Origin of the sequence: Luteibacter sp. ME-Dv--P-043b (assembly GCF_030209605.1) — a bacterium.
Classification (GTDB): Bacteria; Pseudomonadota; Gammaproteobacteria; order Xanthomonadales; family Rhodanobacteraceae; genus Luteibacter.
Map to the genome: position 1 here is coordinate 171428 of NZ_JARVRT010000003.1, position 12669 is coordinate 184096.

Consider the following 12669-nt stretch of genomic DNA (forward strand, 5'->3'; position numbering starts at 1 on the left):
CTTCAGATGACGTGTGCGGCGATCCGCTGCGCCGCCGATCGCCCGGCCGGGTTGGCCGGCGCCACCACCGCGTAGTTGTGGCCGCCTTCCGACCAGTAGTCCGCCAGCAGGCCACCGTCCTCGCGGCTACCGCGTGACAGCAGGTGGCGCGCCGGCCCCGGTGGCCTGACGTAGAAACTGATCGTGTGCCCGCTGCCGTCGTCGTAGAGCACCATGGCGGCCGGTCCCTGGTCGGTGGCGAACAGCCGTCCGCCCATGGGCCGGAACCCGGCGTCCGAGAGGTCCGGCAAGCGCACGCTGGTGCCTACCCGGCCCGCCAGCCATGCACGCAGGTCGCGTTCGTTGGCGGTGGTGATGTCCATCCCCACGCCATGGTCGAGCGCCAGCAGCCGATAGGCCTGCATCGCATCGGCCATCGGTGCGTTGGCCCCGCTGCCCATGCCGCGAGCGGCCCAGCCGGCGACGCCGCCCAGCGCGAGGCACAGCAGCAGGCTGGCCGCGGTGGCCAGACGGACGAAGCGACGGCGGGCCATGCGCCGGCGCAGGGCGGTCGGATCCGCGGCTGTCGATGGCGCCAGGTCGCCGGCAAGCAGGGTGCGCAGTTGCTGGGCGTCCTGGTGCCAGCCCTGGATCTCCTCGGCCTGTTCGGGGTGGCGCGCGAGGTAGCGCTCCACCTCGCTGCGATGTGGCTGCTCGAGCTGCCCGTCGACATAGGCGTGGATGTCGTGTTCGCTGGGAGGCGTGTGGGTCATTTCAGCAATCGCAGGGCAGGTGTTTCGGGAGCGCCCTCGCCCAGGCGGCGCAGCGCGGCACGTGCGCGGGAAAGGCGGGACATGACGGTGCCGATCGGGACCTGCAGGATGTCGGCCACTTCCTGATAGCTCAGGCCTTCCACGGTGATCCAGATCAGCAGGCTGCGCTGCTCGGTCGGCAGCGAGGCGAACGTGGCCAGGGTGGCGTTGGCCATGGCGACCCGCTCGGCGGAGGGCCAGGTCGGCTCGTCGGTGGCGCCGCGCCCCAGCATGCCCAGCAGGCGCGCGTAACGGCTGGAACGGCGCTTTCCGTCCAGGAACAGCCGGTACTGGATCGAGAACAGCCACGCACGCAGGCTTTCGTCGTCGCGACGCGCGTGCCATTTGGACAGGGCGCGCTCCACCGTCGACTGGACGAGGTCGTCCGCCGCGTGCGCGTCGCGGGTCAGCCACAGGGCGAAGCGCCGCAGTCGCGGCAGCATGGAGCGCAGGGCATCGTCGATGCGGGAGTCGGGCATGCCGGGCCTTCTTGCCGGATTACGGGAGGTAGGACGAGTATCGTGGCGACATAGTCCTCCGGAAGGGAATAAAAGTCGCGGACATACGTCCCACCCTTGACGCACATTCATCCATACGGGAGACGAACGCATGCACGAGACCGGAAAGAGGCGCCCGCCGCCGAACGTGGGCCTGCGCTGGGCCATCATCGGGGTGATCGTGGCCGGCTCCGCCGCGGCGTTCGGTTACGTCGGCGGCTGGCTGGCGCCCGATCGGCTCTCGCCGAAGAAATTCGTCGACGTATTGCAGGCGAGCGGCGGCGAACACCCCGGTTACCGGCGCAACCATGCCAAGGGCATCTGCGTCGGCGGCCGTTTCGAATCCAACGGTGCCCTGCAGGGCGACTCGCGGGCGGCATTGTTCGCACCCGGCGTCAGCACCCCGGTGGTCGGCCGCCTGGCGCTACCCGGCGGCAATCCGTATGCCGCGGACAGTTCGGTGCCCATCCGCAGTTTCGCCCTGCGCTTCGACCTCGCGGACGGCGAGCAGTGGCGCACCGGCATGAACGCCATGCCCGTCTTCCCGGTGTCCACGCCGAAGGCGTTCTACGACCTCCAGGTGGCCACCGGGCCCGACCCGAAGACCGGCAAGCCCGATCCGGCGAAGGCCGGCGCGTTCTTTGCCGCGCATCCGGAGGCTGGCCCGTTCCTGGGCTGGGTGAAGACGGCCAAGCCGCCGGCCAGTTACGCCACCGAGACCTATGGCAGCATCAACGCCTTCTATCTGCGTGATGCGGCCGGCGTGCGTCGTGCCGTGCGCTGGAAGGTCGTGCCGGAGACGCCGGCCGCGGGCGACGGCTTCCCGGCCGCGGGCGATACCGATTACCTCGCCGCCGACCTGGTGAAGCGGCTGGCGGCTGGACCCTTGCGCTGGCACCTGGTCATGAGTTTTGCCGCGGACGGCGATGCGGTGGACGATGCCGCCTTGGCGTGGCCGGACAGCCGCCGGAGCGTCGATGCGGGCACCCTCGTGATCGACAGCTGGCAAGCACAGGCCGACGGCCCGTGCCGCGACGTGAACTACGACCCCACCATCCTGCCGCAGGGCATCGAGGCGTCCGGCGATCCGCTGCTTGCTGCACGGTCCGCCGCGTATGCGGAATCCTACCTGCGGCGCACCCGCGAAGAGGGCCACCTTCCCGGCGCCGCCCGCCCCAAGGAGACCCGCCCATGAACCGCGCCACCGCATTCCACCCGTTCGCCCGCCTGCTGCATTGGCTGATGGCGATCATGATCCTTGCCATGCTGTTCATCGGGGCGGGCATGGTCAGCACCGTGGCGGAAAAACATGACGCGTTGGTGGCGATCCACCGTCCGCTCGGCATCGTGATCTTCGTGCTCGCGCTGATCCGGCTGGGCTTTCGCCTCACCCATCGCGCACCGCCGCTGCCGTACGACCTGCCGCTGTGGCAGAAGCTGGCGGCCCACGGGTCCCACGTGCTGCTGTATGGCCTGATGATCGCCATGCCGCTGATCGGCTGGGGCATGCTCTCGGCGGGGAACTATCCGGTGACGATGTTCGCGGGTGTTCACCTGCCGAAGATCCTGCCGTCCGACCCGGCGCTGTTCGCCTGGTTGCGCGAATCGCACCGGTATCTGGCCTGGCTGTTCTTCCTGACCTTCCTGGCTCACATGGGTGCGGCGCTGATGCACGGCCTGATCCGTCGCGACGGCGTGTTGCAGAGCATGACGGGAGGCCGGTCCGACGTGTGAGCGCGCATGCGGCACAATGGCCTCATGCGTCCGATCCTCATCGTCGTTCTCCTCATCGCCGGTCTTACGGGCTGCCGCACGCTGGGCTACTACGCGCACGTGGCACACGGACAGGCGACGCTGCTGGCGCAGCGTCGCCCCGTGGCGGAGGTGTTGCACGATCCCGCCACGCCGGAGAGGGTACGCCTGCGCCTGGCGTTGTCCAGTCAGGCGCGGCGCTTCGCCTCCGATGCCCTGGGGCTGCCGGACAATCGCAGCTACACCTATTACGTGGCGCTGGATCGTCCCTGGGTGGCATGGAACGTGTTCGCCACGCCGGTGTTTTCCGTCGCGCCGGTCACGCACTGCTTTCCGATCGCCGGTTGCGTGGCGTACCGTGGCTATTTCCGCAAGGACCTGGCCGACCGCGAAGCGGCTCGCCTGAGGGCTGGCGGGGATGACGTGGCGTTGGGGGAGGTACCCGCGTACTCGACGCTCGGCTGGTTCGCGGATCCCATCCTCAGCAGCATGCTGTACTGGGACGACGACACCCTGGCCGGCACGATCTTCCACGAACTGGCGCACCAGAAGTTCTACGTGAAGGACGACACCGCGTTCAACGAGTCGTATGCCAGCTTTGTCGAGGACGAGGGCGTGCGTGAATGGCGTCGATCACGCGGCTTGCCACCGCCGGAGGGCGACGACGCCGTCGATCGCTCGTTCACCCTGCGCGTGCTCGCCTTGCGTGAGCAACTCGGCCGGCTGTATGCCGAGCCGATGGACGCCGCTGCCATGGGCGTCGCCAAGGCGGAAACGTTCGAGGTGTTCCGTGGCGATTACCTGGCCTGGCGTGCCAACGTTGCCAGAGGCGATCGCCGCTACGATCGCTGGATGGCGAAGCCGCTGAACAACGCCACGTTGCTGCCGTTCGGTCTTTACGACACCTGGAAACCCGCGTTCGCCGAGCTGTTCGAGCGCAGCGATCGACAATGGCCGGTGTTCTTCGCGCGGGTGGCCGCGCTGGGCGGGAGGCCTGCCGCCCAGCGCACGCGCGAGCTGCAGGCCTTGCTGCGCTAGCGCTACGCCCGGCGTGTGCTCAGGCCGCGTACACCGGATAGGTGGTGTAACCTTCGGCACCGCCGCCATACAGCGTCGCCGGGTTGGGACGCGCCAGCGGCCAGCCATGGCGAAGGCGATCCACCAGGTCCGGGTTGGCGATGAACGGGCGGCCGAAGGCCACAAGGTCCGCGCGGCCGCTGGCTACCGCGTCGATCGCCATGGCGCGGTCGTAGCCGTTGTTGACCATCCACGGGCCGTCACCATGGCGGCGGTGCAGCGCTTCGTAGTCGAAGGGCTCGACATCGCGCGGCCCACCCGTGGCGCCTTCGATCACGTGCACGTAGGCCAGTGGGTGCGCCTTCAGCGCGTCGATGGCCGCGGTGAAAACGGCCGTGGGGTTGGAGTCGGCCATGTCGTTGGCGGGCGTGGTGGGAGAAAGGCGGATGCCCGTGCGGCCGGCACCCGCGACCCCGACAACCGCCTCCACCACCTCGCGCAGGAAGCGCAGGCGGTTGGGAATGCTGCCGCCCCATGCGTCGGTGCGATGGTTGGTCTTGTCGCGCAGGAACTGGTCGATCAGGTAACCGTTGGCCGCGTGGATTTCCACGCCGTCGAAACCGGCGTCCAGCGCAAGCTCCGTGGCGCGCCGGTAATCGTTGACGATCAGCGGGATCTCGCCGGCCTCGAGGCCACGGCAGGCCGACACCGGCTCGAAGCCGTTCGCCGTGAAGGTCTTGCCGTCGGCGCGGATGGCGGAGGGTGCCACGGGTGCGGCGCCGCCGGGCTGCAGGCTCGTATGCGAGATACGCCCCACGTGCCACAGCTGCAACACGATCTTGCCGCCCTTGGCGTGCACGGCGTCGGTGACTTTCTTCCAGCCACGCACCTGCTCGCCGCTATAGATGCCCGGCGTATCCAGGTAGCCCTGGCCTTGCGGCGATATCTGCGTGGCCTCGGCGATGATGAGGCCCGCGGCGGCGCGCTGGGCGTAGTACTCCACGGCGATCGGGCGCGGCACCAGGCCCGGGCCGGCGCGGTCGCGTGTCAGTGGCGCCATGACAATGCGGTTGGCCAGTTCGATGTCGCCGGCGCGGAGGGGGTCGAACAAGGTGTGCGGGTCGGTCATGTCGTGTCCTGGAGCGATGGAAAAAACGGCAGGCCATGGGGCACGCGTTCGGCCATGCAACCCCTCACTGTTCGTGACGGGAAACACAGCGTTTCGACATGGGCGTCCAGATGGCCGTGTCTCGCGTTAACGTGCGGAGTCCGTCTTCCGTGGTGTGTCGCATGTCCTTGTTCAGCTACTGGTTCCGCATCCGTTTCTGGAAGCGTGTCGCAGCGGGCTTCGTGTTCGGCGCGCTGGCAGGCTGGCTGATCGGCCCTGCCGCGGCGACGTGGTTCGGGCCGCTCGGTACGCTCTACGTCACGTTGATCAAGATGATCGCAGTGCCCTTGGTCTTCTTCGCCGTACTACACAGCGTGTCGAGCCTGCACGGCGTGAAGGACGTCGCGGCGCTTGGCGGCCGCACATTCGCGTGGTTCGCCGCCACGGCCACGCTGGCGGTACTGGTCGGGTTGCTGGTGGCACACGTGCTGCAACCCGGCCTGGGCGTGCAGGGGTTGACCGCGCCGGTCGGCTGGCAACCGCGCGCGGTGCCGCAGCCGGTACAGGTGCTGCTGGACATCGTGCCGGCCAATCCCTTCCACGCCTTGAGCGAGGGCAAGATCCTGCAGGTGATTTTCTTCGCCGGCCTGCTCGGGCTGGCGCTGGTGAAGATCGGCGAGAAGTCGGCCCGGCTGCGTGCGCTGGCGGGGGAGGCCAACGACGGCATGATCCAGGTCACGCGCTTCGTGCTCGAGGTGACGCCGATAGGCACGTTCGGGCTTATCGCTGCCCTGGTGGGGAGCTACGGCTTCGAGAAGCTGCTGCCGCTGGCCACGTTCGTCGGTGCGCTTTACCTCGCCTGCGTGTTGCAGATCGTGGTGGTGTACGGCGGGTTGTTGCTCGCGCACGGGTTGAGCCCGCTGGCTTTCCTCCGTGCGGCGTTCCCGGCCATGCAGGTGGCTTTCACCTCGTCGTCGAGCTTCGCGGCGATGCCGATCGCACTGCGCAGCGTGGTCGCCAACATGGGCGTGAAGGAGGAGTACGCGGCGTTTGCCGTGCCGCTGGGTGCAAGTATCAAGATGGACGGCTGCGGAGCGATCTATCCGGCGATCGCCTCGGTGTTCATTGCGCAGTATTTCCACCTGGACCTGCAGCCTGCGCAGTATGTAGTGATCCTGCTGGCGTCGGTGCTGGGTTCGTTCGGGACGGCAGGTGTGCCGGGCACGGCCACGGTGATGGTGACGCTGGTGCTCAGTTCGGCGGGGCTTCCGCTGGAGGGTATTGGGTACCTGGTGGCGATCGACCGGATACTGGACATGATGCGAACGTTGACCAATGTGACCGGGCAGATGGTGGTGCCGGTGCTGGTGGCGCGGGAGCGGGGGATTCTGGATGTGGGGGTTTACAATCGGACGGCGACAGACACTACACGCGTTGCCTAGGGCGCTGGTACGGGTGTGGCTTTTCTGGATGGCTACGGTCGATCTTGTAGAGTTTTTCCCCAACCATGTTCGAGTGCATATGCACGACACTCCAACGTGGGCGTCGTGGCTAAAAACCGTTGAAGTGGACATTCGCTGATCCAGCTCGACGCATCACATCCGATGCTTCGGATTCAGTGGACGGGTGCAGAAAGGCGGCCCACGGATGTCCCCACCCGTTGGCCGCCACAGTGTTGACTCCCGAACGGGCTGCTGCGCGGCCGGCGTTATCGGGAGATGCGGATGTTGTCCAGGTACAGCGACGCCGTCCCTGCCGCGTTGGCGCGGAACTCGACGCGGTTACTGCCGGCGTTCAACGTCACTGGCTGTTGCAACGTCGCCCAGTCGCTGGCCGAGGCTGTCTGCGCGAATAGCGGCGTGCCGACCTTGGTGCCGTTGATGTACAGATCCACCGTGCCGACGCTGGCGCCGGCAGTCGAATAGCGCGTCTGCAATTGATACGTGCCGGCGCTGGCGACGTTGACGTCGGTGCGGATGCTGGCCGCAGGACTGGTGCCGAAGTCGACATAGCCCAGCGCCTGGTAGTTGCGTATCGGCCCCGACACTCCGTAGACGACCAGGTTGCGGATGTTGCGGAAATCGAAGTTCTCCGCCTCGTACTGCTGCACGCCGGTGTAGACGGGTGGCGCATCCGGTGGCTGCAAGGCGACGATCGATGGCGATGTCTGGCCCGCGTTGGCGTTACCGGTGCACTGCATGGTGATGTCCAGGGGTCCGTTGTGCGCCACGTTCAGCGTCAGTCCGTTGGTAGTCGCTTTGCTGGTGACGATGCTGGTCTGGTGATCGCCGCGATCTGCGAAGGTGAAGGTGGGCGTGGTAGTGGCTCCTTCGATATCGATCGTGTCGGTCTTCAACGCGCCGTTGGGTGAGTCGAAGTTGGTCAGGTAGATCGACAGCTCGTGCGGGAATTCCTTTATCACGCCGCTGGTGTAGGGGCCATAAGTCAGGTTGAGCGTCGCGCAACTGTTGTACCGTAGCGGGATGGTGCCGCTCGCACTCCGGTTGGTTTTGAACGGGTTGTAGGTGACCCAGGTGTTGTCCTGACGCCCGGCATAGATGGTGCCGCTGTATTCCTGCGGGAACAGCGCGTCGAGTTCGTTGATTTTGTCGTTGAGGGCGGGCCAGCGCGTCGCGTAGGTGGTCTTGGGGATCTGCACCTTGAACGACTTCGCGGTGTCGTCAGTCAACTGCCAGACGGTGGGAATGGCCGGGTAGCGTCCGGTTTTCTTGTACCAGCTGTGCTGGTTCAGATAGGTGCCATCGTCGTCGAGCAGGTACAGCCCGGTGAACAGCGACTCCGGCGAGGAATACAGGTTCCTGTCGTCGCCGCTGGTGGTGTCGTTGACGATCACCACTTTGGAGCGGTCGATCACTTCCTGACGGTTGAGGATGCGCAGCGTGCCGTCGAGAATCTTGCGGTAGATGTCCAACTGGATATTGCGGTAGTGTGGATAGAACTCCCAGCGTCGGCTGGTGTAGCCATCGGCGGTGGTTGCGTTCGGCAGGCTATGCACCGCATCCAATCGGATCTGCTCGGGACCATCGAACACGGTCTCGCCGGTGAATGCCAGGTGCTCGATGAGGTGCGGCGAACCGGCTTGCACGGGATAGTTGTCGCTTTCGTCGCCATTGCTGTCGTACCAGCCGCTGCGATCCGGCCGAATGCCGTAATGGCCGGCGAAGCCGGACAGGAACATGCCCAGACTCACGCTCTCGATATCGTGATAGCCGTAATCGGTGGTGAATTTTTCTTCGATGATGAAGTTCTGGGCATAGCTGCCCAGCGCATTGCGCAGTGTCTGGTCGCGCTTGACCATCGCCAGCGGGTTGATGTTCGCGCCCCAGAATCCGCCGGTGAAACTCACTGTCAGATAACCGCCGTATTTGTTGGTGAGCTTGAGCAGGTTCGCCCAGTGATCCCAGCGTTGTATGGCCGAGCCGGAACACGGTTGGTCGAACCCCCAGAACTGCTCGGCGTAGTTGAAACCAATAAAATTCGGGTAATCGCGGAAGAACTCGCCGTACACGGTGGATTCCAGGTCTGCATCCGGCGGATAGTCCGGGAAATGGCTGAAGCCACCGCTGGACGGCTGGATCATCGCCCACACGCCATTGGCGGCCGCTGTCTTGATCCAGGAACGTGCGGTGTCGATGCCGTCCTCCACCTGCAGCCAGTTGCATTGGTTGCCGGTGGCGCCCTGATGGTAGATAGACAGGGAAATCAGCAGCACGGTGTAAGGCCGCAGATCAGCGGGGATCAGGTCGATGATTTTTTGCGGATCAGCCGCATTCCAGGTGTCGGCATGGATCAGGAACATCGGCTGGCTCGGCGAGAGCGGCCGGCGCAGCGGGACGCTGCTATCGGAATTGCTGGCCACCTGGCGCAACACGGTTGCCGCAACCGGCGCACGCATGCTGGTCGACCACGCGGTGGGCGTTGTCGCGGCTATCTGAGGCGCGGGACTGGCCGCGCCATGCGCTTCACCGCCGCCACACACGCTCAGCAGCATGCCCAGAAAAAGAAAAGGCAACGCACGCTTCTGCGATCCTCGGGGCATCTTCATGGAATATCCTTTTGTCTATGAGAGAGGCGGCATGACCATGCACCGCGATGGTAGTTACGGCTTGTGACACGAAAATGATGTTCGTGAAGCAGTAGAAAATCTAGCAAGCGCGTGTCGCTGAGACTGTGGACTCATGCACATTGCATGATCGTGTTTACACGTTTGGCGGGTGGAAGTCGCTTCATGAGGAGGCCACGTACCATGATGGTCTTGCGCTACCTGGCTCATATGCGCAAGGTGGCGCAGAGTATGCCCACGACCTACTGAGCAAGCCGCGCGGATCGGAAATCACCGGATGCAAGGGTTTTCTGCACTTTCGGCGTTGGCTGCCGGTATTCTCATGCTTTGACTGTGAGGCGCGCTGTAGATCCATTTTGGAGGCTGTCGTGTATCGAGGTCACGGCTAGGCGGCGCAAGCGAATTAAAAGGTCCCTTTCACATGTCCCGAATGCGTAAGAAGTCCGAACTGCCCACCAAGATCTGTGAGACGTGCGGGCGTCCGTTTGCCTGGCGGAAGAAGTGGGCGAGAGATTGGGCGAACGTTCGGTATTGTTCGGAGCGGTGTCGGGGATGAGGGGCTTCCATGATCAGGCGCTACGTCGTTACGGAGCTCCCCGGTAACCGACGCGACGTCATATGAGCGCGAACTTGCGCGTCGCCGTTGCGTCGGACCTGAAGTTGGTATGATTATCAGCGAATAATCAAACCGACGTTTTTGCACGAAGCAGGGATTCACTTTTCGCTTCGTCACTCGAGGAGAGTAACCATGGCAACGGAAACCAAGACGACGTTAGAAGTTAAATCGACCGAGCACGGCGACACGGTAAGCGGCCAAGAGACCGCCGAATATAAGGAAAAGATGGCGGGAGTAGGCGTGACGCTCTCCGTGAGCGCTAGCGGGAAGCTTTCGACCGAGACCCGGCATGAGAATGGAAATCTCAGCTGGACCGGTACGGCCGAGGTCTCCGCAACGGCCAAGGGTGAGGTGAAAAGCGAGAAGGGGGGCGTGGGCGTGGAGGAGCGCCAGGGCTTGCGCTCGACGTATAACGTCGTCGTGCCGGCGAAAGCGCTCGCAGACAGGGACCCGGCCACTATCACGCCGTACGATCCTGTTTCCATGCCCGTCGGCACGAAGGTGTCGATCGACAGCGCGAACTTCGAAAAAAGCAAACTCACCGGCACCTTCGACCACCTGGCGATCGAATCGCGTGTTTCGACCGAGCGTGGAAGCGGCGTCCTTGTCGAGAAGACGTCCGACCACATGGTGCGGGTCATGGCCGGGCCCAAGGACGCTTTGGAGAAGTACGACGGCATAGGTGTGGAATTCGGTAAGGCTCGCGCGCTTCTCGGACGAGAGGACAAGCTCGAGGGTAAGCAGTTGCAGACGGCCGAATTCGATCTATCCACGCCGCAAGGGCAGGGAGCCTATAACCGTTTCCTCGGATTGGGGGTGCTGCCCAAGGAATCGGGTCCAGGTGTGTCGAACGTTTCCACGGTGGAGACCCATGACCTGTCGTCGGCCTCGCAGCTGGGAATCAAGCTGGGTAAGTTCGAAAAAAGTATCGATCTTCAGAAGAACACGGGGGAACTTGTCGTAACGAAACGCCCCGATGGAAGCACGGAATCATCCGCGCTGAAGATCCATTACGACACGGGCGTGCCGCTGGCCATCGAATCGACGTTCGACAAGGACGGTCACGAGGTGGTGTCCGCGCGGCGCTACACCCTCACCTTTGATGCCAACGAGAATTCGTGTCCTAGCCTGAACAATCTTCCCTTGGAACGCGCAGGCGCGGATACACCGATAAAACCCGGTGACAAGGTGACGTTGACGCTCACGGAAGAGCAGATGCAAAAGCTCGCCAGTGACACCCAGCAAGCAAATCCAAGGCCATCCGACGCCAATGTTTGGGTGGAGCGGCGAGCGAATCTGGACGAAGGTTCCGACCCGTCCCAAGCCTTCGCTCTCAAGATGGCTGCTACACAGGGCAACCAGGTCAGGGTATTGGAAGCGTTGCAAAGAATTTATCCAAACGATCCATCGCACCCTCAGCAAACCCTGCCAGGAACGCTTCAGGTCCAAGGCAAGACCCCGGACCTCCAGCATGACCAGGAGGGGCCGTCGCACGGCGGCCCATCGGGTGTTCGAGCGCAACAGAGTGTCCCACTCGATGACCCCTCGCATCCGGGATATAAATTATTTACGCAAGTCCGTGATTACGTGCATGAGATGGACACACGGTATAGAAAGTCGCCCGATGTGCAGAGCGACAATCTCTCGGGAGTTCTGACGGTGGCAGCGAAAGCCAACGGGATCACGCATGTAGGCGGCGTTGAACCCAACACCAAAGACGCATCGACGGTATTCGTCTACGGAACGGCGACCTCTGCAGGGGCGCATCGATATGCAGAGGTGCCCACGGTCCAGGCGCTCAATACGCCACTGGCGACGAGCTCAGAACAGTACCACCAGGCCGAAGCTAAGCCGTCGCTGGCCGAGACGCCGGAGCAGGCGCCACAGCAGGCAGTCGCGCAGTCGCCATCGATGGGGAGGTGACGCTTCAGCGACACCGCGTTGTTGGTTTTTCGCCCACATCGTGGGCTCCTACCGTGTCGGTGTCGGTGTGGGGGCGGGGCGGTGGGCGGCCATGTGTTTGAGGTAGGTGATCAGGTCGTCCAGGTCGTGGTCGGAGAGGGTGTCGGGGCTGAAGCCGGGCATCTTGGCTTGCGGCCACTGGCGTAGCGATTGCGGGTTGCGGACGAGGGTGCGCAGCATGTCTTCGCGCAGGTAGTCGGTCGGGCTGTGCGGGATGTTGAGGTCCGGGCCCAATCGTGCGTCGCCCTGGCCGTTGAGGGTGTGGCAACTGAGGCAGTTGCGCTGGAAGACGGCGAAGCCGCGGCGGGCCGGGGCGTCCGGTGGCAGGTCGGCGGCGGGGCGCATCTTCGGGAAACGTGTCGCGGGGTCGGCGAGCACCCGGACGGCGGCGATCTGGTAGGGCCATTGTTCCGGTCCGATGTGGCTGGCCTCGGGATGCAGCCAGACCAGGTAGAACGGGCCGGCGCCCGGTTTGTCCTTGCTCAGTGCCGGCCAGGGCGCGTCCGGCGGCTCGATGGCCAGCCAGGCTTCGGCGCCCTGGGCACCCTGGCCCGTGACGAGCGACCCCGGCAGCTCCGCCGCGAAGCCGTCCAGGGCCACGAATTGCAGGTGCGCGGCCGGATCGATGCCGGGCAGCAGGGCCTTCAGGGGCACCGCGCGGTAGCGCATGGCGGCATGGTACGAGACGTCGCCGGGGACATCGACGATACGGACATCGGGGCGGGCCAGCAGCTGCGCCGTGGTGAGACGTTGCATGCCCTTGCCCGTGTCGAGCGTCAGGGTGGCGGCCGGTGCGAGCGTGGCGAAGCAGAGCAGGGCGATGATGGTCAGGATGCGCACGG

General features: G+C 64.7%; 11 protein-coding genes. 6 read left to right on the plus strand and 5 right to left on the minus strand.

Annotated features, from left to right (window positions below; translation table 11 throughout):
• Positions 1-2 precede the first annotated feature (2 nt).
• Together QRN34_RS02320 and QRN34_RS02325 are read right to left on the minus strand one after the other, a co-directional pair.
• Positions 3-752 (minus strand): anti-sigma factor, encoded by a 750-nt coding sequence (locus QRN34_RS02320; RefSeq protein WP_285401587.1) that lies wholly within the window; start codon positions 750-752, stop codon positions 3-5.
• Complete coding sequence (locus QRN34_RS02325; RefSeq protein WP_285401589.1) at positions 749-1270, minus strand: sigma-70 family RNA polymerase sigma factor; 522 nt, start codon at positions 1268-1270, stop codon at positions 749-751. Before QRN34_RS02325 ends, QRN34_RS02320 begins: the two co-directional genes overlap by 4 nt.
• Positions 1271-1400: 130 nt before the next feature.
• Here QRN34_RS02325 and QRN34_RS02330 point away from each other — a divergent pair, with 130 nt between their 5' ends.
• The 3 genes from QRN34_RS02330 to QRN34_RS02340 are packed head-to-tail and all read left to right on the plus strand — an operon-like array spanning position 1401 to position 4078.
• The gene (locus QRN34_RS02330) at positions 1401-2483 is read left to right on the plus strand and encodes a catalase family peroxidase (protein ID WP_285401591.1); all 1083 of its coding nucleotides are present in this window, start codon (positions 1401-1403) and stop codon (positions 2481-2483) included.
• Positions 2480-3022 (plus strand): cytochrome b, encoded by a 543-nt coding sequence (locus QRN34_RS02335; RefSeq protein WP_285401593.1) that lies wholly within the window; start codon positions 2480-2482, stop codon positions 3020-3022. The genes QRN34_RS02330 and QRN34_RS02335 overlap by 4 nt, the downstream gene beginning before the upstream one ends.
• A gap of 24 nt (positions 3023-3046) precedes the next feature.
• Entirely contained in the window at positions 3047-4078 is a 1032-nt protein-coding gene (locus QRN34_RS02340) for an aminopeptidase (RefSeq protein ID WP_285401595.1), read from the plus strand.
• A gap of 19 nt (positions 4079-4097) precedes the next feature.
• On the opposite strand, the gene QRN34_RS02345 is transcribed toward QRN34_RS02340, so the two are convergent.
• Positions 4098-5186 (minus strand): alkene reductase, encoded by a 1089-nt coding sequence (locus tag QRN34_RS02345; protein ID WP_285401597.1) that lies wholly within the window; start codon positions 5184-5186, stop codon positions 4098-4100.
• Between the two features lie 161 nt (positions 5187-5347).
• Between QRN34_RS02345 and QRN34_RS02350 the strand changes: the two genes are divergently transcribed.
• Complete coding sequence (locus QRN34_RS02350) at positions 5348-6607, plus strand: dicarboxylate/amino acid:cation symporter (protein ID WP_285401599.1); 1260 nt, start codon at positions 5348-5350, stop codon at positions 6605-6607.
• A 266-nt stretch (positions 6608-6873) separates the two neighbouring features.
• Here QRN34_RS02350 and QRN34_RS02355 read toward each other — a convergent pair whose 3' ends face one another.
• Positions 6874-9231, minus strand: a complete 2358-nt coding sequence (locus tag QRN34_RS02355; protein WP_285401601.1) for a glycoside hydrolase family 98 domain-containing protein — start codon at positions 9229-9231, stop codon at positions 6874-6876.
• 448 nt (positions 9232-9679) lie between these two features.
• Here QRN34_RS02355 and QRN34_RS02360 point away from each other — a divergent pair, with 448 nt between their 5' ends.
• On the plus strand, positions 9680-9805 hold the full coding sequence (locus QRN34_RS02360; RefSeq protein ID WP_285401827.1) for a DUF2256 domain-containing protein: 126 nt from the start codon (positions 9680-9682) through the stop codon (positions 9803-9805).
• A 192-nt stretch (positions 9806-9997) separates the two neighbouring features.
• On the plus strand, positions 9998-11788 hold the full coding sequence (locus QRN34_RS02365) for an XVIPCD domain-containing protein (protein WP_285401603.1): 1791 nt from the start codon (positions 9998-10000) through the stop codon (positions 11786-11788).
• A 48-nt stretch (positions 11789-11836) separates the two neighbouring features.
• On the opposite strand, the gene QRN34_RS02370 is transcribed toward QRN34_RS02365, so the two are convergent.
• On the minus strand, positions 11837-12667 hold the full coding sequence (locus QRN34_RS02370; RefSeq protein WP_285401626.1) for a c-type cytochrome: 831 nt from the start codon (positions 12665-12667) through the stop codon (positions 11837-11839).
• Positions 12668-12669: the final 2 nt, after the last annotated feature.